The 20,447-nt window shown below is 67.7% G+C and carries 17 protein-coding genes; 8 read left to right on the forward strand and 9 right to left on the reverse strand.

Annotated elements, in window-relative coordinates; genetic code table 11:
* Positions 1 to 9: 9 nt before the first annotated feature.
* Genes BFL28_RS00985 through BFL28_RS01000 form a run of 4 tightly spaced genes read right to left on the reverse strand, consistent with a single transcriptional unit; the run spans position 10 to position 5,428 of the window.
* Complete coding sequence (locus BFL28_RS00985; protein WP_069318779.1) at positions 10 to 3,414, reverse strand: chromosome segregation SMC family protein; 3,405 nt, start codon at positions 3,412 to 3,414, stop codon at positions 10 to 12.
* A gap of 22 nt (positions 3,415 to 3,436) precedes the next feature.
* Complete coding sequence (locus tag BFL28_RS00990; RefSeq protein ID WP_069318780.1) at positions 3,437 to 4,174, reverse strand: thioredoxin domain-containing protein; 738 nt, start codon at positions 4,172 to 4,174, stop codon at positions 3,437 to 3,439.
* A 22-nt stretch (positions 4,175 to 4,196) separates the two neighbouring features.
* Positions 4,197 to 4,916 carry a DsbA family protein gene (locus BFL28_RS00995; protein WP_069318781.1) on the reverse strand — a complete coding sequence of 240 codons (720 nt, stop codon included), beginning with the start codon at positions 4,914 to 4,916 and terminating at the stop codon, positions 4,197 to 4,199.
* Entirely contained in the window at positions 4,916 to 5,428 is a 513-nt protein-coding gene (locus BFL28_RS01000) for a DUF721 domain-containing protein (RefSeq protein ID WP_173655650.1), read from the reverse strand. Before BFL28_RS01000 ends, BFL28_RS00995 begins: the two co-directional genes overlap by 1 nt.
* Before the next feature lie 27 nt (positions 5,429 to 5,455).
* On the opposite strand from BFL28_RS01000, the gene mutY reads away from it, so the two are divergent.
* The 3 genes from mutY to nudC are packed head-to-tail and all read left to right on the forward strand — an operon-like array spanning position 5,456 to position 8,684.
* Entirely contained in the window at positions 5,456 to 6,505 is a 1,050-nt protein-coding gene (gene mutY / locus BFL28_RS01005) for an A/G-specific adenine glycosylase (protein ID WP_069318783.1), read from the forward strand.
* On the forward strand, positions 6,502 to 7,812 hold the full coding sequence (locus BFL28_RS01010; protein ID WP_069318784.1) for a serine hydrolase domain-containing protein: 1,311 nt from the start codon (positions 6,502 to 6,504) through the stop codon (positions 7,810 to 7,812). Before mutY ends, BFL28_RS01010 begins: the two co-directional genes overlap by 4 nt.
* Positions 7,809 to 8,684: an NAD(+) diphosphatase gene (gene nudC / locus BFL28_RS01015; RefSeq protein ID WP_069318864.1), complete on the forward strand. Its 876-nt coding sequence runs from the start codon at positions 7,809 to 7,811 to the stop codon at positions 8,682 to 8,684. The genes BFL28_RS01010 and nudC overlap by 4 nt, the downstream gene beginning before the upstream one ends.
* Before the next feature lie 70 nt (positions 8,685 to 8,754).
* Here the strand turns inward: nudC and BFL28_RS01020 are convergent, their stop codons facing one another.
* Genes BFL28_RS01020 through BFL28_RS01040 form a run of 5 tightly spaced genes read right to left on the reverse strand, consistent with a single transcriptional unit; the run spans position 8,755 to position 14,965 of the window.
* Complete coding sequence (locus BFL28_RS01020; RefSeq protein ID WP_069318785.1) at positions 8,755 to 10,329, reverse strand: DUF5060 domain-containing protein; 1,575 nt, start codon at positions 10,327 to 10,329, stop codon at positions 8,755 to 8,757.
* On the reverse strand, positions 10,326 to 11,591 hold the full coding sequence (locus BFL28_RS01025) for an MFS transporter (RefSeq protein ID WP_069318786.1): 1,266 nt from the start codon (positions 11,589 to 11,591) through the stop codon (positions 10,326 to 10,328). The genes BFL28_RS01020 and BFL28_RS01025 overlap by 4 nt, the downstream gene beginning before the upstream one ends.
* Before the next feature lie 49 nt (positions 11,592 to 11,640).
* The gene (locus BFL28_RS01030) at positions 11,641 to 13,125 is read right to left on the reverse strand and encodes an FGGY family carbohydrate kinase (protein ID WP_069318787.1); all 1,485 of its coding nucleotides are present in this window, start codon (positions 13,123 to 13,125) and stop codon (positions 11,641 to 11,643) included.
* Positions 13,125 to 14,081 (reverse strand): transketolase family protein, encoded by a 957-nt coding sequence (locus BFL28_RS01035; protein WP_069318788.1) that lies wholly within the window; start codon positions 14,079 to 14,081, stop codon positions 13,125 to 13,127. The genes BFL28_RS01030 and BFL28_RS01035 overlap by 1 nt, the downstream gene beginning before the upstream one ends.
* A complete protein-coding gene (locus tag BFL28_RS01040) occupies positions 14,081 to 14,965 on the reverse strand; it encodes a transketolase (RefSeq protein ID WP_079246851.1) in 885 nt (294 codons plus the stop codon). The genes BFL28_RS01035 and BFL28_RS01040 overlap by 1 nt, the downstream gene beginning before the upstream one ends.
* Positions 14,966 to 15,108: 143 nt before the next feature.
* On the opposite strand from BFL28_RS01040, the gene BFL28_RS01045 reads away from it, so the two are divergent.
* Genes BFL28_RS01045 through BFL28_RS01065 form a run of 5 tightly spaced genes read left to right on the forward strand, consistent with a single transcriptional unit; the run spans position 15,109 to position 20,389 of the window.
* On the forward strand, positions 15,109 to 15,939 hold the full coding sequence (locus BFL28_RS01045) for a DeoR/GlpR family DNA-binding transcription regulator (protein ID WP_079246852.1): 831 nt from the start codon (positions 15,109 to 15,111) through the stop codon (positions 15,937 to 15,939).
* A 22-nt stretch (positions 15,940 to 15,961) separates the two neighbouring features.
* Entirely contained in the window at positions 15,962 to 16,942 is a 981-nt protein-coding gene (locus BFL28_RS01050) for a sugar phosphate isomerase/epimerase family protein (RefSeq protein ID WP_069318789.1), read from the forward strand.
* An 8-nt stretch (positions 16,943 to 16,950) separates the two neighbouring features.
* Positions 16,951 to 18,093 (forward strand): FMN-dependent L-lactate dehydrogenase LldD, encoded by a 1,143-nt coding sequence (lldD, locus tag BFL28_RS01055; RefSeq protein WP_069318790.1) that lies wholly within the window; start codon positions 16,951 to 16,953, stop codon positions 18,091 to 18,093.
* The gene (locus BFL28_RS01060; protein WP_241527169.1) at positions 18,090 to 19,481 is read left to right on the forward strand and encodes a glycoside hydrolase family 140 protein; all 1,392 of its coding nucleotides are present in this window, start codon (positions 18,090 to 18,092) and stop codon (positions 19,479 to 19,481) included. The genes lldD and BFL28_RS01060 overlap by 4 nt, the downstream gene beginning before the upstream one ends.
* Positions 19,478 to 20,389 carry an amidohydrolase family protein gene (locus BFL28_RS01065; RefSeq protein ID WP_079246854.1) on the forward strand — a complete coding sequence of 304 codons (912 nt, stop codon included), beginning with the start codon at positions 19,478 to 19,480 and terminating at the stop codon, positions 20,387 to 20,389. Before BFL28_RS01060 ends, BFL28_RS01065 begins: the two co-directional genes overlap by 4 nt.
* Positions 20,390 to 20,447 lie beyond the last annotated feature (58 nt).

The following is a 20,447-nucleotide window of genomic DNA, read 5'->3' on the forward strand; positions in this document are numbered from 1 at the left end:
GGGTCTCGCTCACTCCGCCGCCAGCAACGTCTCCGCTCCGCCAAGATCGACGCTCACCAACCGGCTGACCCCGCGTTCCACCATGGTCACGCCGAACAGCCGGTGCATGCGGCTCATCGTCGCGGCGTTGTGCGTCACGATCAGGTAGCGCGTCGCCGTCTCTTGCGTCATCGCGTCGAGCAGGTCGCAGAAGCGTTCGATATTCGCGTCGTCCAGCGGCGCGTCCACTTCGTCCAGCACGCAGATCGGCGCGGGGTTGGTCAGGAACAGCGCAAAGATCAGCGCCACTGCCGTCAGCGCCTGCTCCCCGCCCGACAACAGGGTCAGCGACTGCAGCTTCTTGCCTGGCGGCTGCGCCATGATCTCCAGGCCGGCCTCCAGCGGATCGTCGCTGTCGACCAGTTCGAGATGCGCCTGGCCCCCGTTGAAGAGCGTCGTGAACAGTCGCCGAAAATGGCGGTCCACCGCCTCGAACGCAGCGAGCAGCCGCTGCCGCCCCTCGCGATTGAGCGTGCCGATGCTGCCGCGCAGCCGATGCACCGCCTGGGAAAGCTCGTCGCGTTCCCTGGCGCTCTCCGCCGCGCTGGCGGTCAATTCGGTCAGCTCGGTCTCGGCGACGAGGTTCACCGGCCCGATCCGTTCGCGCTCGGCGATCAGCCGGTCGTGCGTGGCGGATTCGTCCTGCGGATTACCCACCGTATCGGCGTCGAACCCGGCGCGTTCGGGCAGCAGCGGCGGCGGGCATTCGAACCGCTCGCCCGACAGCCGCCCCATCTCGACCCGGCGCATTTCCTGATTCTCTAGCCGCGCGACCGCGCCCGCGCGAGTCTCGCGTGCCGCGCCCAGCGCGTCGCCTGCCGCCCGCACATCACCCTCGGTGCCGCGCAGTGCCGCCTCGGCCTGCTGTTCGGCCAGCTGCGCCGCCGAACTCTCGCCGCGCAGCCGCTCGTTCGCCGCTTCGGCCTGCGCCACTGCCGCGTCCAGCTCGGCCGGCTTGGCCGCCAGCGCCTCGCGCGCCTCGACCAGCTCGACGGCGCGCTTGTCCATGTCCGCGATGCGCCGCGCCGCCTCGCCCGCGCGCGAGGTCCAGCTGCGGCTTTCCGCCTGCGCCGCTGCCAGCCGTTCGCGCGCGGCGGCGATCTCCCGCTCCAGCCCGCCGCGCTCCGTCCGCGCCGCCGCAACGACGGTGCGGCGTTGTTCCGCCTCGCTCGACAGCGCCGCCACGCGCGCACGAGTTGCGCTTCCGTCGGGCAGGCTGGCCCTCGCAGCCTCCGTCCGCGCCAGCTCGCTCGCCGCTTCATCCTGCTCCGCCGCCGCCCGCGCGCGCCGCGCCTCGATATCGGCGCGCTGTGCGTCCAGCCGTTCGATCGCCGCCGCCGCTCGATCTTCGGCCCGCGCCGCCTCGCGCCCGGCAGCCTCGGCATGGTCGAGCACGCGCTTGCAATCGGCCGCCTGCTGCCGCGCCTCGGCAATGTCGCCGTCGATCCGCGCCAGTTCGGTGTCCGCTGAGTCCACCGCTCGCATCGCCGCCGGCCGGGCCTTTTCGATCGCACCCAACCGGTTGATCTGCTCCAGCCGCGCCGCCGCTGCCGCGCCGCCTGACCTGGCGACATAGCCATCCCATCGCCGCAGCACCCCGGCCAGCGTCACCAGCCGCTGCCCCACGGCAAGCGGCTGCCCCTCGTCCGCGGACACCACCAGTACCTGCGCCAGCCGCCGAGCGAGGGCAGGGGGCGCGTCGACCTGCAACGCCAGCGGCGTCGTGCCGTGCGGTACGTCCGGATCGCCCGGCTGCCCGTCCGCGCCGGCCCAGAATCGCTCGGCACGCTCGTCCAGCCCCGCCTCGAGATCGTCGCCCAGCGCCGCCGCCAGCGCGCGCTCATAGCCCGGCGCGACCTTCACTCGATCGAGCAGGCGGTCCTTGCCGTTCGGCCGCGTTCCCTTGGCCAGCGCCGCCGCTTCGCTATCGAGTTGCGCCAGCTCGGCATGTGCCTGCGCTCGCGCCGTCTGCGCCCGCGTCCGCGCCTCGTGCCCCGCGCGTTCGACCGCATCGGCTCGAGCCAGCCCCATCCGCCCGGTTTCGGCCTGCCGCTCAGCCTGCGCTCTGGCTTCGGCGGCACGTTGGCGTTCGACCTTCAAGGGCTCTACATCGCCAAGTGCGCGAAGCTCCGCACCCACTCGCGCCGCTTCACGCTCGGCCCGCTCGACTCGCGCACGTGCCGCGCTTAGCGCCGCCTCCGCCACGCGGATTTCCGCCGCCTCGCTCGCCTGTGCCGACAGCGCCTGCGCCAACGCCACCTCCGCGTCCCGCGCCGCCTGCTCGGCGTCCGCCAGCGCCGCCGCCAGCCCGGGCAGCTCGCGCTCGGCCGCCTCGATCCGCGCCTTCAGCGCCGCCGCTTCCTCGCCCAGCCGCGCCAGCGCCTGCGCCGCGTCATGCGCCAGCGCGCCCTCGCGCCCCTTGTCCGCCTCCAACCGCGCCGCACTGTCGGTCAGCTCGGCCAGCCGCCGCTCCACCGCGCCGCGCTCACTGCGCAGCGCCGCCAACCGATGCAGCGCCTCGCTCGCCCGGTCGCGCAACGTCAGCGACTCCGCGCGCAGTCCGGCCAGGGTGCCCGCCGCGGCCTGCTGCGCCGCCAGCGCCGCCTCCTGCGCCTCGCTGGCCGCACGCACCGCCGCTTCGGCACCCGCCGCCTCCTTCTTTGCCTGGTCCGCTGCCGCCGCCGCGTCGCGCCAGCGCGCAAAGATCATGCGCCCTTCGGCAGTACGGATACGGTCGGACAGCTCGCGATAGCGCTCGGCCTGCCGCGCCTGGCGCTTCAGCGCCGCGGCGCGCGCCTCCTGGTCGGAAATCAGCTCGTCCAGCCGCGTCAGGTTCGCTTCGGTCGCGCGCAGCTTCTGCTCGGCGTCCTTGCGCCGGACGTGCAGGCCGCTGATCCCGGCAGCTTCCTCCAGCATCGCGCGGCGCTCGCCGGGCTTCGCCATGATGATCGCGCCGATCCGCCCCTGGCTGACCAGCGCGGGGGAGTGGGCGCCGGTCGCGCTGTCGGCGAACAGCAGCGCCACGTCCTTGGCACGCACGTCGCGCCCGTTGATGCGATACGCCGAACCCGCGCCGCGCTCGATCCGGCGGACGACCTCAAGTTCCTCGTCGCCCGCCTGTTCGGCCAGGATCGACACTTCGGCAAAGTCGCGCTGCGGCCGCGTCGCGGTGCCGGCGAAGATCACGTCTTCCATGCCCGCGCCGCGCATCGACTTGGCGCTGTTCTCGCCCATCGTCCAGCGCAGCGCTTCGAGCAGGTTGGACTTGCCGCACCCGTTCGGGCCGACGATTCCCGTCAGCCCGGGTTCGATGCGCAGTTCGGCAGGGTCGACGAAACTCTTGAACCCCGACAGGCGGAGCCGCTTGATCTGCATCTCAGCGGCCCCGCGCCAGCGTTCAGGCTCCGGCTTGCTTGAGCGCCGCCTCGACCTGCGGCCAGGTGCCGGTATTCTCCAGCACCTTGCCGTTCAGGATAAAGGTCGGCGTGCCGGGAATGCTGTACTGCTTGGCGGCGTCCTCGTTCGACTTCACCAGCGCCTGCACCTTGGCCTGATCGGTCAGGCATGCGCGCGCCTGTGCCTCGGGCACGCCGCGCTCCTGAACGAAGGAGAGATAGCCGAACCGCTCGGCCAGCGCGACGACGCGCTGCTGCGGCGGCATCGCCTCGATCTGCTTGGCAAAGGCTTCGTCCTGCGGCGCGTTCTTCAGGATTTCCGCCTGCTGCGCATACATCTGGTCCATGATCGCAAAGAACGCGCCGGGACCGGCGCATTGGCCCAGCAGCGCCGCGCCAAGGTCGATCGGGTTGAGCAAGAAGTCGCGGAACTCGAAGCTCACCTTGCCGCTCGCGACATAGCCTTTCAGGCCTTCCATCGCCGTCGTGGCAAAGGCCGCGCAATGGCCACAGGTGCGCGACCCATATTCGATCAGCTTGATCGGCGCGTCCGGGTTGCCCATGCGGAACCCGCCTTCGGCCGTCTGCTCGACCTTGTCGACCCAGGCCGATCCGGCCGGCGCCGCTGCGCCCGCCACGGGGGCCGCCGGCGAACCGGTGGGCGCAGCGATGTTATCGCTGCCACCGCCGCCGCATGCCGCCAACAGGGTCGCCGCGGTCAATCCATACACGATACGCATTCGGTCGCTCTCCAATCGAAACTCAGCGCGCGCCCGCGGCGCGCAATTGCGGTTCAAGGCTGGCCCAGTCGCTCCCGTTCACGGCGGTGCCGTTGACCGTGAAGCTCGGCGTGCCCTGAATGACCGCCCAGGACGCCTTCGTCATCGTCTCCAGCCGCTTCATACCGGCCGGCGTCGCAAAACATTGGTCGATCGTTGCCGCCGTCATCCCGCGGCCGCGCATCAGCTGGGTCAGGCCGGACGCATTCGCCACGGCCTTCAACTGCGCCAGCTGCGATTGCTTCTGCAGCGTCGCGCCGTTCGCCTGCCACCATTGTGCGCCGCGTTGATACCAGGCGGCCTGCTGCGCGAAGATCGCTTCGCTCGCGCCGGTAAAGCCGCGCGGCCCGCTGCAGCGGGCCAGCATCGCCGCCGCCATGTCGAGCGGATCGCGCACCGCGTGGCGGAACTCGACCCGCACCATGCCGCGGCGGACCAGGTCGTCGTGCAGCGGCGCTTTCGACTCGGCCACGAAGTGCGCGCAGTGCGGGCAGGTATAGGAAAGATATTCGACCAGCTTCACCTTCGCTGCCGAGTGACCGATGGCATAGGCGCCGTCGGGCAGCATGACGACGTTGGTCCGCCAATCCCGCACCGGCGCAGGCGCCGGCTTGACTGGCGTCGCCTTGGGGACCTGCGCCGCAACGGGGGCGGCGATCAGCGCACCGGTATTGGCGGCAAGCAACAGCGCGAAACGGCGCATCAATCGATCTTTCCAAGTTTGAGGACGGGCATGGCGACTCCGGCGGCAAGCCCTTCCAGCACCGCGCGCAATTCGGGGTCGGCGATCGCGCGCAGGCTCTCGCCCATTTCGGGCGGCACCGGCGCGGGCTCTGGCAGCGGGGCAGGGCGGGGGGCACGCGCCACCTCACCCTGCCGGATCGTCAGGCGAGCGACGGCGGGATAGCCGAAGAAGCGGTTCACCCGCTCCATGATCTCGGGCGCGATATGCTGCATCATCGGCGCGTGCGCGCCCTGCACCACCAGCGTCAGCACGCCGTTCGCGCGCTGTCCGTGGGGGAAGCGGATCGATTCGGGCGCCGACACGCCGGCATAGCGTTCGCCGACGATCTCGCTCCAGCGGCTGATGACCGCACTCTGGACAAAGCCGAACTTGCGGAACGCGACTCGGCCGACATCGGGCACCAGTTCGGCCACCGGACGAATCCGGTTGCTGCGCTTGGGTTCATCCTTCGAGGCGGTCGGCTTACGCATCCGCTTCGTCCATGCCATAGCCGGGGCGTGCCCGACAACGCCTCTCGCGACATCGCCGCCCCTTTGCTCGCATGGTACGACGCCAATGCGCGCGTGTTGCCCTGGCGGGCGCCGCCGGGAACACCGCCGCCCGACCCTTATCGCGTCTGGCTGTCCGAAGTGATGCTTCAACAGACCCAGGTCGCGACGGTGATCCCGTATTTCGAGAAGTTTCTGGCGCGCTGGCCCGATTTCGCCAGCCTGGCCGCCGCCGACGATGCCGAACTGATGACTGCCTGGGCCGGGCTCGGCTATTATGCCCGTGCGCGAAACCTGCTCGCCGCCGCACGTGCCGTCGCGGACGAACATGGCGGCAAGCTGCCGGCGAGCGAGGCGGAGTTGCGTAAGCTGCCCGGCTTCGGTGCCTATACTGCCGCGGCGGTTTCGGCGATCGCGTTCGGCGAGCGCGCGGTGGTCGTGGACGGTAATGTCGAGCGGGTGATCGCGCGTTTGTTCGCACTGTCCGACCCGCTGCCCGGCGCGAAGCCGCGTATCCGTGTGCTGACCGACTCGGTCACGCCAGTGACCCGTGCCGGCGATTTCGCGCAGGCGATGATGGATCTCGGCGCGACGATCTGCACCCCGCGCTCACCCAAATGCCTGCTCTGCCCCCTTGCCGATCATTGCGACGCGCGTGCGCAGGGCTTGCCCGAGGCCTATCCGGTAAAGGTGGCGAAGAAGGCGCGCCCGATTCGTCATGGCACGATGTTCTGGGCCGAGCATCATGGCCGCGTGTTGCTCGTCCGCCGCCCGGCCAGCGGCCTGCTCGGCGGCATGCGCGCGCTGCCAACCGGGCCATGGACCGACGTGGCCCCCGCGCTCGACGGTGCGCCGTTCGCTGCCGGCTGGACGTTGCACAACGCCACCGTCAGCCACGGCTTTACCCATTTCGAACTCGTCAGCGCGCTTGCGAGCGTCACGCTGGACGGGCAAGTTCCGGTGATACAAGGCGAATGGTGGCCGATCGACGATCTCGACTCGGCAGGGTTGCCGACGGTGTTCGCCAAGGCGGCAGACCAGATACGGAGGATGCGATGAGGAAGATGTGGCTGGCGGGTGCGGCAGCGGTGGCGAGCGTCAGCGCGCCGATGGCGGTGGGGCAGGCGGTCGGGCCGGCGACCCAGACGGCACCGGCAGCACGGATGGAATCGCCCGCGCAACTCGCACAGCGCTATGTCGCAGAGGGCAAGGCGCCCGGCATTGTGGTCGCCTATGCGAAGGGCGACGTCGCGCCCACCGTGGTCGCAGCAGGCGGGCTTTCGCTCGAACCCGGCGCGGCTGTGACCGACATCGATTCACTCTGGCGCGTCTATTCGATGACCAAGCCGATCACGGGCATCGCGGCGATGATGCTGGTCGAGGACGGCAAGCTCGGGCTCGACCAGCCGATCGGCGACTTCTTCTCCGGCTTCAAGACCAGCAAGGTGCTGACCGATCCGGCGAACAGCCTCGCCTCGCGCCCCGCCGCGCGTCCCATCACGGTGCGTCACCTGCTCACCCATACGGCGGGGCTGGGCTATACGATCGTGACCAAGGGGCCGCTGCTGGCCGAATATAACCGCCTTGGCCTCATCCCCGCCGCGCTCGCCCCGGCAATGGAGCCTGAGTTGCGCAAGGTTCGCCCGGCCTCGCTCAAGGAGTTCGCTGATCGTGTCGCTACCGCACCGCTGATCGCCGATCCCGGCACCGTATGGAGCTATTCGATCAGCATGGACGTGCTGGCTGCGGTGGTCGAGGCTGCCGCCGGCATGCCGTTCGAACAGTTCCTGCAGACGCGCATGTTCGGGCCGCTCGGCATGACATCGACCTACTGGACCGTGCCTGCGGGCGAGACGAAGCGCTTTGCCACCAACTTCTTCTGGACCGGCGACAAGCTGACGCCGTTCGACCGTCCGGACGCTTCGGCCTTCACCGCCCCGCCGTCCTTCCCCTATGGCGGTGCCGGTCTTGTCATGTCGGCGCGCGACTATGACCGGTTCCTCCACATGCTGGTCAATGAAGGGACGCTGGACGGCAAGCGGGTGATGAAGGCCGAGACGGTTCGGCTTGCCATGTCCGACCTGCTGCCTGCCGGCGTGACCTTCACCATGGCGCCCGGCGGCAGCGGCGGAGATCTCGCACGCGTGCCGATGGGTTATGGCGCGGGCGGATCGGTCTATCTCGCCAGTGTGCCGGGTGGACCGGGCAAGGGCACCTATGGTTGGGGCGGGGCAGCCGGCACTGCCGCCTGGGTCGACCCGGAGAATAAGGTGCGCGCGACCGTGATGGTCAACTACATGCCGTCGGATAAATGGCCGCTGCGTGCCGACGCGGTGAGGGCGATCTACGGTCCGGCGCGCCGATGAGCGTTGCGGTCGGGTTTACCGGCGCCGTGCTCGACCGCGCCGATCACGAGCGGGACGATCCCCAGGCGCTCACGCGCGCGCTCGGCGACTGTCGCGCACGGCTGCTGAAGCTCGACGGCCTCGACCCGCAGCTCGATGGCGACGGCCAGCTCGTCTGGACCAGCCTGGCCGATCTGCCCGACGACGCGCAGCCGCTGCTGCTCGGCTACATCGCCGGCAGGTCGCATTTCGTGCCGCTGCGGCAGCGTGAGGCGCATGCACCGGTGCGCTCGCCCGCCTTGTTCCACATGCTCGGCCTGATGCCGCCCGGCCAGGCTGGCCTCTATGCCGCCGCGCGCAGCCTTGTCGATTGGCACCAGCGCCATGGCTTCTGCGCCAATTGCGGCAGCGCGACCGCGATTCACCGGGCCGGCTGGGCGCGGCGCTGTGCCGGCTGCGCCGCGGAGCACTTCCCGCGCACCGATCCCGTGGTCATCATGCTCGCCGAGCATGACGGCCGCGCCCTGGTCGCGCGCCAGGCCAGCTGGCCGGCGGGCCGCTATTCCGCGCTCGCCGGCTTTGTCGAGGTCGGCGAGTCGATCGAGGAAGCGGTCGCGCGTGAAGTGCTGGAGGAAGCCGGCGTCCGCGTGGGCAACGTTCGCTATATTGCCAGCCAGCCCTGGCCGTTCCCGTCGTCGCTGATGATCGCCTGCGTCGCGCAGGCCGAGGATGATGCACTGACGCTCGACACCAACGAGCTTGAGGACGGCTTCTGGATCACTCGGGAAGAAGCGCGCGCCGCGCTCGCCGGCGACCCGGCCGCCCGCTTCGGGGCGCCGCCGCCTTACGCCATCGCTCACAGCCTGCTGCGGCACTGGGCGGACGGCGAATAAAGGGCCGGCCGCGGCGCGCAGGCGCGCCACGGCCGGCAAGGTCAAGCCACCCCTTCGGGGTCCCGGAAACTCAAATCTTCACCATCCGCACCGCGATCCACGGCTTGCCCGGCAGCGCGATCATCGGCCGCGCCGGATCGCCCATGTCATAGTCGCCGATCTGCTGCATCGCGAACTCGCCCGGAACGGGGGTGACGGTCATGTTCCAGGTGTCGACGATGTCGGCGCGGAAGCGGTGCTTGGGCGCGTCCTTGCGACTGTGCAGCCGCACGCGCCACTCGGTCGGCGCTGCGGCACCGAAATATTTGAGGTAATAGGCGTTCGGCTGGCCGCCGAGATGATAGTCCCACAGATGCTGGATGGGGTCGATCCCCGGGACCGGTCCTTCCTCCATGATCTTTTTCAGAAAAGCGAGGCGCGGCGCGCTCGTGCCCTTGAGCGTGCCGCCCTGGCCGAGCCACGAGGTGTCGGCATTCTGCGCGGGATCGTACGTCTCGCTATGCCCGACATAGGTGCCGCCGATCAGCCCCCACCAGAACCGCTCGACCATCTGCTCGCCGGTCAGGTTGCCCCAGCGCTGGGTCGAGTTGCCCTCGTATACAACCTCGTCGAAGATGACCGGCTTCAACGTGAACTCGCGATGGATCGCGGCGCGATTGTCGTCCAGCACCGCTGCGCCGTTCTGGACGCTGGCATGAGTGATCCACGGCTTGCGGTGGTCGTAGTAGATGTTGAGGTTGTGGATCGATCGCAGGCGATCGTGCGGGTCGGCGCCGACTAGCACCTGGAACAGATGATCCCAGTCCGCGACCGTCTTGGTCTTCACGATGTCGTATTCGTTCGCCATCGACCACCAGACGTGGCGGTAAGCGCCCCAGCGTGCAGCGCAGTAGCGGACATAGCGCTCATCATCGGCGCGCTTCATGTCGTTGTAACCGCGCTTCTCGTCATAGGGGTGGAACAGGATGACGTCCGCCTCGATGCCAAGTTGGCCGAGCTTGATCAGGCGGTCCTCGTACCGCCGGAAATAGGCGGGATCGAAGCGCGCCGGGTCCCAGTCGCGAGGCCCCCTGCCGGTCCGGGCAAAGGGGTCGGTGGCGACCGCCGCAACGTTCGGCGTCACCAGCATCCGCATCTTGTTGAACGGCGCGGTCTTGAGCGTCGCCAGAGTCTGCGCGCATTTCGCGTCCGATTGCAGCGCCCAGGCATAGCAGGTCGTGCCGATCTGCCGGAACGGCGTCCCGTCGGCATAAGTGAAATGATAGCCGTCCGCGCTGACCCGCACCGGACCATGATTGCCGGGCGAGGGGGCGACGCACGCAAAGCTGCCGCGCTGGCGCGCGAGTTCGCTGGCGCTGCTTTCGGTTTCCCAGTTCCAGTCACCGATTTCCGGCGGGCTGAAGCGGATGCGGTAGGTGCCGTCGCCGTCGTAGAAGCCGGGAACGCGGATCGTCCGCCCGGCGCCCTTGAACACCGCAGCCAGTTCGACATCGACGACGGGATTGCCGTGGCGCGGACCCTCGAACACCAGCTCGTGCACGCCCCAGCGTTCGGTCTGCACGACACCTTGTGCCATCCCGGGCGTTGCCGCGGCGGCGCCTGCGACGAGACCCGTCTTCAGGATGGTGCGACGCGAGACGTTCATGCCGCGGCCCGTTCGGCGTCGAGCTGCTCGAGCGACTTGCCTTCGTTGCGCGGCGCCCAGACGAAGCCGATGATGCCGCTGATCGTGAGGAAGCCGACCAGGATCCAGGCCAGCGTCGTGAAGCTGGTCGCGGTCAGCCACGGAACGAAGAAGCTGAAGACGCCGAGCGCGATGCGCACCACCGCGAACATCACCCCCTGCGCCGTGGCGCGCAGCGCCGTCGGGAACATCTCGCTGCTCCACAGCTGGAAGAAGCATTGCGCGCCGAACCCCTGGCCGATCGCCATCAGGACGACATGGATAATCGCGACGGGCAGCGTCAGCGGAAAGATCGCCAGCAACGCCATGCCGACGATCTGCGTGATCGCCGACAGGCCGAACAGCAGCCGCTGGTTCACCTTGTCCGACAGCTTCATGAAGATGAAGAAGATCGATCCCATGCCAAGCAGGAAGCTGAACGCCTGGATCGCGACCGACATGGCGTGGCTCTGGTTGCCGACGGTGCTGAGGATGTAGGGGAAGAAGAAGCCGTTGGTACCGGCCCACAGGTTCCAGAACAGGTACATGCCAGCAAGGAACGCCATCGACCCGATATGCTGACGGGTGAACAGGTCCTGCCAGCGCCAGCGCTGCGCGATCTCGGCATTGGCCTGCGCCTCTTCCCAGCGCTTCGACTCGCTCATCTTCGAGCGCAGAAAGGTGAGCGCGATGGCAAGCACGGCAAGGTGCGCGAACACGATCCGCGCGCCCAGGAGCCCAAGCGGCTCGAGGATCAGGAACAGCACCAGCACGACGACCGGCCCCAGATACCACAGCACCTGCGCGACGCCGCTGTGTTTGCCGCGTTTGTCGTCCGGAGCCATCTCGGCGATCAGTGACCAGCTTGCCGGGATGTCCGCGCCGACCGCCAGGCCGACCAGGAAGAAGCCGATGACGATCATCCACGCGTTGACCGCGAAGACCAGCCAGAACATGCCGAACGCATAGAACAGCATATCATACTGGTAGATCTTCTTACGCCCGAACAGGTCGCACAGCCGCCCGCCGATCAGCGCGCCGACGCCTGCCGCGATCGCATTCGGCCCGAACGCGCCGATCATGCCGACGAAGTCGGTCGACAGGCCGTATGCCTTGACCCACAGTGCCAGCGCCGCGGCGCCCGCGACGATCGACCCTGCGTCGATGTAATTGGCCAGGCCCGCAAGGATGGTGTTCTTCCAGTCCTCGCGCTCGCTCGAACTGGCGGCAGTGGCAGCGGTCATCTCTGGCTCTCCCAAGAAGTGGCTGTGCGGACGCTCTTGCGCCTCGTCATCATTGTGTTTCGCGTGCGTGGGCGACAACCTGCCCGACCGTGATCCGCCAGTTGCGGCGGACCGCATCGCCGATCGCCTGCGCCATGGCTGGCGCAACGCGCGCGGGGGGTTCGCCCGCCGGCTGCCCGGAAAGGCCCAGTGCCGCCGCCGCCATGCGCGCTACGCCCAGCGCGCTTGCCTCCGCAATTGCCGGGCGCGCAATGACATGGCCGGTGAGGTCGGCGAGCAGCTGTACCAGCAGCGGGTTGCGGGCTGCGCCGCCGTCGATCGACAATTCGGTGAGATGGATGCCGAGATCGGCCTCGATCGCGTTGAGCACGTCGCCGATCTGGAGCGCGATGGCTTCCAGCGTGGCGCGAGCGACATGCGCCGGCGTCGTGCCCAACGTCATGCCGCTGATCGTGCCCCGCGCGCGCGTTTCCCAATGCGGTGCGCCGAGGCCGGCAAGAGCAGGAACGAACGTCACACCTCCGCTATCGAGAACGGTCTGCGCCAGTTGTGTCAACTCGCCTTCGTCGGCCAGGCCCAGCAACTTGGTGGCGAACGCCGCGGCATGACCCGAGACCGAGATATTGCCTTCCAGCGCATGTTGCACCCCACCATCGACGCGGCTCCACGCGATCGTGCTGGATAGCCCATGCGCGGATCGCACGCGGCTTGCGGTGGCCGCCATCAGCGAACTGCCCGTGCCGATCGTTGCCTTGACCCGGCCCGGCGCATGGATGCCGTGCGCGAACAAGGCCGCGTGGCTATCGCCCAGCAGCACCTGCACGGGCGTGCCGGCGGGTAGCGCGGTAATCCCGGCGGCGACTTCCCCGAAGCCGCTGTCCGACGGCGCGATATGCGGCAGGATGTTGAGCGGCACGTCGAAGATGCGCGCCAGCTCAGGGTCCCAGTCCAGCGTGTCGAGATTGAACAGCTGGGTGCGAGAGGCATTGCTATGGTCGGTCGCGTGGACCGCGCCGCCGGTCAGGTTCCACAGCAGCCAGCTGTCGATCGTGCCGGCCTTGATCTCGCCCTTTGCCGCCCGGTCGCGTGCACCGGGGATGGCGTCAAGCAGCCAGGCAAGCTTGGCGGCGGGGAATAGCGGGTCGATGTGGAGGCCGCTGCGCGCCGCGATCGTCTCGCCATGACCGGCAGCCTTCAGTGCGGCGCAGCGCTCGGCCGAACGCGCGCACTGCCAGATCACCGCGGGCGCGATCGGGCGGCCAGTCGCGGCTTCCCACAGCACGATCGTCTCGCGCTGGTTGGAGATGGCGAGCGCTGCGACCTCGACCGCCGGCTCGGCAGCGTGAAGTTCGCCGATCAGCGCCGCGACCGCTTCCCAGATGTCCGACGCCGGTTGCTCGGCCCAGCTCGGCTGCGGATAGCTGACTTGCATTGCGCGCGAGCGGCTGGCCAGCACCGTCCCGTCCGGCGCGACCAGCAAGGCCTTGGTGTTCGTCGTCCCCTGGTCGATCGCCAGGATGACCGGGCCGGACATTATGCCTTCGCGTCCAGCAGCTCGCGCGCAGCACGGGCGATGCCGTCCGCGGTCAGCCCGAACTTCTCCATCAGCCAGTCTGCCGATCCGGTTGGCAGGAAGCCGGGGAAGCCAATCATGCGCATCCGCGTCGGGCTATGCTGCGCACAATATTCCGCGACCGCGCCGCCCAATCCGCCATGTGCCAGGCCCTCTTCGGCAGTCACGATCGCGCCGGTGACGGCCGCAGCGGCGAGCAGCTCGGTATCGAGTGGGGTGACGCTCGACAGGTTGATCACGCGCGCCGCGATGCCTTCGCTGGCTAGCGCGTCGGCCGCAGCCAGTGCGCGGTGGACCAGCGTGCCGTTGGCGATGATCGCGATGTCGCGCCCATCGCGCAGCGTCTCGCCCTTGCCGATCCTGAACGTGGCGCCCTCCGGCCTGGGGAGCGCGGGCACTGGCATGCGGCTGATCTTGATATAAACGGGGCCGTCATGCGCGGCGGCGGCCTTGATCGCCTCGCCAGTCTCCCATGGATCGGACGGCACGATCAGCGTCAGCTTGTCGATCGCGCGCATCCACGCCACGTCCTCGATGCTGTGATGCGTCGCGCCCAGTTCGCCATAGGCGACGCCAGACGAGATGCCGCACAGCTTCACATTCTGTTGGCTATAGGCGCAGTCAGCCTTGATCTGCTCCATCGCCCGCGCCGTTAGAAAACAGCCCGCGCCGCTCACGAACGGGATCTTGCCGCCGTTGGCAAGGCCGGCGCCGATGCCGACCATGTTCTGCTCGGCAATGCCGACATTGATCAGCCGATCGGGGAAACGATCGCGAAACTTGCCCAGCTTGGACGAGCCGACGGAGTCGTTCACCACCGCGACGATGCGGTCGTCGTTCGCCGCCAGTTCTTCCACTGTGGCGACATACGCGTCGCGGCAATCGAACATGCCCGCAGGTGCGCTTGGCGATGCCATTATCGTGCCTCCACGTCGAATGCGGCCTCAAGCTCCTGGATCGCCTGGGCATATTGGTCTGCGTTCGGCACGCCATGGTGCCAGCCGGCCTGATCCTGCATGAAGCTGACGCCCTGACCCTTGTGCGTATCGGCGATGATCACCAACGGCTTCTCGCGCGGTTGCACGGCGGCATCGAGCGTGGCGAGCAGCGCGTCATGATCGTGGCCATCAACGCCAACGACCTCCCAGCCGAACGCGCGCCACTTGTCCGCGAGCGGCTCCAGGCTGTTCGTGTCCTCGGTCTTCGCGCCCTGCTGCAGCCGGTTGCGATCGACGATGACGGTCAGGTTCCCCAGCTTGCGGTGGCCGGCGAACATCGCCGCCTCCCACATGCTGCCTTCCTGCAACTCGCCGTCACCGGTCAGCGCGAACACGCGATAGCCGGCCTGGTCGATCTGCCCGGCGACGGCGATGCCGACTGCGACCGGCAGCCCATGGCCAAGCGGCCCGGTATTGGTCTCGACGCCTGGCAGATAGGTGCGGTTGGGATGGCCGTTCAGCCGCGATCCGGGCTTCAGATAAGTGTCGAGTTCGTCCTCAGCAAAAAACCCCGCCCCGGCCAGCGCCGTATAGAGCGCGCCGGTACAATGACCTTTGCTCATCACGAAACGATCGCGGTCCGGGGCGGTAGGTGAGGACCCATCGATGCGAAGAATGTCGAAATAGAGGGCGGCGAGGATGTCGGCGGACGAGAGGTCGCCACCGGGATGGCCCTGACCTGCATCGACGATCATCTTGAGCAACCGTCGCCGCATCCAGAAGGCGCGCTCGCGAACATGCCTCGCGCGCTCGGCACGGCTGGCGTTCGCATTCGGCGGCTGGACAGCTGCAATTGATGACATGTATTACCTCTCTAGGCCGTGAGATAGCGCCGCAGCGAATCGCTTGCAAGTGAATTGCTTTCGATTGCTTTCGTATTGACAGGCTTCGAAAGTTTCCGCAACGCTTGATGGTACAAGCGGCGGCAGACCGGCGTGGAGCAGTGATGAGCAAGGGCGTTTCGGCAGTGGCGGGACAGGCGCGACGCAGCGATGCTGGCGGGTCACGCAATCGCGCGCTTGGCGAAGCGCGTCGGGCGGGCATCCTTGCCTGGCTTGAGGAAGAAGGCAGCGCACGCGTGCGTGTTCTGGCTGAGGCGTTCGATGTCTCCGAGGTCACGCTGCGTCAGGATCTCGAGAAACTCGAGGCCGACGGTCACATCGTCCGCGAACATGGCGGCGCGTTCCTGAAGTCGATGACCCAGCAGGTGCGCGCGATTGCGCTGCAGCACCAGGGCAACATGCCCGCCAAGCAGCGCATCGGCCGCGCCGCCGCCGCGCTCGCCAACGATGGCGAGACGATCATCCTCGATTCCGGCTCGACGACGACTGAAGTTGCGCAGGCGCTGATCGGCCGCCGCGACATGACCGTCATTACCAACGCGCTCAACATTGCGTTGATGCTCGGCGCGGAACCCGGCTTCGACGTCCACATGACCGGCGGGCATTTCAAAGCGCCTACGCTGTCGCTTTCGGGCGAACGGTCGGCCGACTATTTCCGCGGCCTGTTCGTGCAGAAGCTGTTCCTGGCCACCGCCGCGATCGATCTCGATGCGGGTCTCACCTATCCGGCGCTGTCCGACATTCCGGTCAAACGCGCGATGATCGACGCGGCGGCGCAGGTCGTGCTGGTCGCGGATTCGAGCAAGATCGGCGCTCGCTCCTTCTCGGCGCTGGGCGGAATCGAGCTCGTCCATTTGCTCATCACCGACGATGGCATCCGTGACGAAGACCGTTCCGCGATCGAGGCGGTCGGCGTCCAGGTGCATATCGCCTGACAATCAAGAAGAGGATCGACACGTGAGCAAGCAGAAATACGGCGCCGGCATCTGGCATTTCGCCACCTTCGTCGATCGTTATGCGACAGACGGCTACGGCCCCAGCCGCTCGCTTGTCGAGATGATCGACCTGGCCGGTCAGGTCGACGACTTGTCGGTTGTGGACATCAACTACCCGTTCGTCGACCCCAGCCTGTCGCTGAGCACGGTGGACGAAGCGCTTAAGCGCAACAACCTGTCGGTCATCGGCATCACGCCGGAAATCTACACGCGGCAGTTCGCCAAGGGCGCGTTCACCAATCCCGATGCCGGCATCCGGAAACTCGCCAACGAGATGTGCAACGACGCGGCCAATGTCGTCCGTCATTTCGGCGCCGATTACGTGAAGCTCTGGCCGGGACAGGACGGCTGGGACTATCCCTTCCAGGTCGATCACCGGAAGCTGTGGCAGATGAGCGTCGAGGGCATCGGCGAACTCGCCAGCCAGAACCCCGACCTCAAGTTCGTGATCGAGTACAAGCCGCGCGAGCCACGCTGCCACATGAGCTACGACAGCGTGTCGCGCACGCTGCTTGGCATCGAGCGGATGGGCCTGCCGAACGTGGGCATCCTGCTCGACTTCGGCCACGCGTTGTACGGTGGCGAAAGTCCGGCGGACTCGGCGCAGCTCGCGATCGACCATGGTCGGTTGTTCGGCATGGACGTGAACGACAATTTCCGCGGCTGGGACGACGATCTGATGGCCGGATCGGTTCACCCGATCGAGTTGTTCGAATTCTTCTACACGCTCCGCAAGAACAAGTGGGAAGGCGTGTGGCAGCTCGACCAGTTCCCGTTCCGCGAAGACAGCATCGCCGTCGCGAACGGCGCGATCAGCTTCCTCAAGGGCATCGAGCGGGCGCTCGACAAGCTCGACTTCGCCGCGATGCAGGATGCGCAGGATCGTCAGGACGCGGTCACCGCGCTGCGCATCGCGCGCGAAGCCCTGTTTACCTCCTTCTAGGTCGCCTCATGCCCGTCATCGCCTCGTCTCACGATTTCCGGAAGGCCGCGCGGCGCCGCGTGCCGCGCTTCCTGTTCGATTATGCCGAGGGCGGGGCGTATGACGAGGTGACGCTGGCGCGCAACGTTGCCGATCTCCAATCGGTTGCGTTGCGCCAGCGGGTGCTGAAGGACGTCGCGAACGTCGATCTGTCGACCACGCTGTTCGGCCGCGAGTTCAAGCTGCCGGTCGCGCTCGGCCCGGTCGGGATCAGCGGCATGTATGCCCGGCGCGGCGAGGTTCAGGCGGCGCGCGCAGCCCGGGCCGCGGGCATTCCCGCCTGCCTCTCCACCGTGTCGATCTGCACGCTCGAAGATGTCGCGCAGGCGGCCGATCCGTTCTGGTTCCAGCTCTATGTCATTCGCGACCGGGGTTTCATGCGCGAACTGATCGCGCGGGCCAAGGCATGCGGGGCGGAGGCGATGGTGTTCACCGTCGACATGCCGATCCCCGGCGCACGCTATCGCGACGCGCATTCGGGCATGTCGGGGCGCAGTGGTCCGGTACGCCGGGTGCTCCAGGCGATGGGCAAGCCGGGCTGGGCGTGGGACGTGGGTGTGCGCGGTCGGCCGCATACGCTGGGCAATCTGCTGCCGGTGCTGGGAAAGGACAGCGGCCTCAACGACTATATGGGCTGGCTGGGCAAGAATTTCGATCCGTCGATCGTCTGGAAGGACCTCGACTGGATCCGGTCCGAATGGGATCGTCCGCTAATCATCAAGGGGATCCTCGATCCCGAAGACGCGCGGGAGGCCGCCGCGATCGGCGCGAACGGCATCGTCGTTTCCAATCATGGCGGGCGTCAGCTCGACGGCGTGCTGTCTAGCGCCCGCGCCTTGCCGCCGATCGCGCAAGCGGTGGGCGACCAGCTGACCGTCCTCGCCGATGGCGGCGTTCGCACCGGTCTCGACGTCGTGCGCATGCTTGCGCTCGGCGCGGACGGCGTGCTGCTCGGCCGCGCCTGGCTCTATGCCCTTGCGGCGCAGGGGGAGGCGGGGGTGACGAAGCTGCTCGACCTGATCGCGCGCGAGATGCGCGTCGCCATGACGCTGACCGGCGTCAACCGCATTGACATGATCGACCGCTCCATCCTGGCTGAGGAACTCAAGTGAAGCTGTTCAACCGCATTGCCGCGCTGCTCGGCGGCACCATGCTGGCACTGACGCCCGCGATCGCACAGGTGCAGGCGCAAACGCCGCCGTTCAGCGTGTCCGCCAACCACCGCTACCTGCTCGCCGGTGGCAAGCCGTTCTTCTGGCTCGGCGACACCGCCTGGTTGCTGCTCAGCCGGCTCGACCGCGACGAGACCGAAGCCTATCTGGCGACACGCCGGGAACAGGGCTTCAACGTCATTCAGGTAATGGTGCTCCACACCAACAAGATGACGGCCCGCAACGGAGCGGCGGCGCTCGTCGATGGTGATCCGGGCCGGCCGCGCACGACCCCCGGGGCCGATCCGGCGAACGCCGGCGAGTATGATTTCTGGGATCATCTCGACTGGGTGATCGCGCGGGCTGCTGCGCACGGCATCTATGTCGCGCTGGTGCCGGCGTGGGGCGACCTGGCGATGGAGCGTCAACTCAACGAGAAGAATGTCGGCAGCTACGCCCGTTTCCTGGCCGAACGCTATGGCAGGGCAAGCAACGTCATCTGGCTCAATGGCGGCGACACGCGTAGCGAGATGCGCAGCGCCGTATGGGACGAGCTTGGCACGACGATCAAGCGCATCGCGCCGCGCCAGCTGATGACCTTCCACCCGATCGGCCGAACCACCTCGTCCTGGCAGTGGCATGAGGCGCCCTGGCTCGACTTCAACATGTTCCAGTCGGGGCATCGCAGCTACGCTCAGGAGGGGCCGAACGCCATTGCCGAGGACAATTGGCGCTACGTCGCGCAGGATCTCGCCCGCACCCCGCCCAAGCCGACGATCGACGGCGAGCCGAGCTATGAGAATATCCCACATGGCTTGCACGAGCAGAACCAGCCGCGCTGGCAGGCAGCCGATGTGCGCCGATACGGTTGGTGGAGCGTGATGGCCGGCGCGTTCGGTCACACCTATGGCGAGAACCACGTCATGCAGTTCTTCGCCGCCGGATCGAAGGACGCCAATTTCGAGCCGAACCAGCACTGGCGCGCCGCGCTTCAGGCGCCCGGCGCCACGCAGATGCGGCACCTGCGTACCCTGATCGAGTCCCGCCCTATGCTTGAACGAGTGCCGGACCAGTCGCTGATCGCGAACAACGGCGCGCGCTACGATCGCGTCGCCGCCAGCCGGGGGAACGGCTATGCCTTCGCCTACAGCTATACCGGCGCGCCATTCACGATGCGGCTCGGTGCGATTGCCGGGCGACAGGTCAGAGCCAGCTGGTACTCGCCGCGCGACGGCCGCTTCACGCCGATCGCCACCTTCGCCAATCGGGGCGAGCGCCGGTTCGATCCGCCGGGCACCACCGCGCCGGGCAATGACTGGGTGCTGGTGCTCGACGGGGTCGGTAAGTGAGTGTGCGCCCGCCGTTGGTCGATCCGCACGTCCACCTCTGGGATCTGGCTCATATCCGCTATCCATGGCTGACCGGGCCATTCGACACCGACAACCCAAATGGCAGCGTTGAGCCGATCGCCGTAGACTATCCGCTCGACGCCTATCTCGCCGATGCACAAGCCTGGGACGTGCGCGGGATCGTCCACATCGATGCGGGTGCCGACCCGGCCGACGCGCTCAAGGAAACGCAGTGGCTTCAGGCCATGGCGGACACGCGCGGCCTGCCCAGCGGCATCGTTGCCTTCGCCGCGCTGCATGAGCCGCAGGTGGAAACCCTGCTCGCCGCGCATGTCGCGCATGCCAATGTCCGCGGCATCCGCCATATCATCAACTGGCATCCCGATCCTGCGCGCAGCTATTCGCTCGCCGATATCACCACGACCAGCGAATGGATGCGCGGCTTTGGCCTGCTCAGGAAGTTCGGCCTCAGCTTCGACCTACAAGCCTATCCGGGGCAGTTCGCGCATCTGGCCGCGTTGATCGCCAAACATCCCGATACGCAGGTGATCCTCAATCATACCGGTATGGCGATCCCCGGCGATCCCGACGGATGGGAGACGTGGCGGCGAGGCATGGCGGCGTTCGCGGCGCTGCCCAACGTAGCGGTCAAGATTTCGGGCATGGGGTTCACCTGGCGGCCATGGAGTGCCGATTTGGCGCGGCCTCATGTGCTCGAGACGATCGATCTGTTCGGCACCGACCGCGCGATGTTCGCCAGCAACTTCCCCACCGACAAACTGTTCGGCAGCTTCGACCAGCATTTCGACGCCTATGATGCGATCACCGCAACCTTTTTGGCGGACGAGCGCGCGGCGATGTTTGGCGGCAACGCCAACCGTATCTACCGGCTCGGGCTGGACCTTTGATCAAACGGAACGCTGCATCGCCCTTACGCTGCCAGCGAAAAGGGTGAGGGCGAGCCAC

The sequence above is a fragment of the Sphingomonas turrisvirgatae genome (genome assembly GCF_001721295.1).
GTDB lineage: Bacteria > Pseudomonadota > Alphaproteobacteria > Sphingomonadales > Sphingomonadaceae > Sphingomonas > Sphingomonas turrisvirgatae.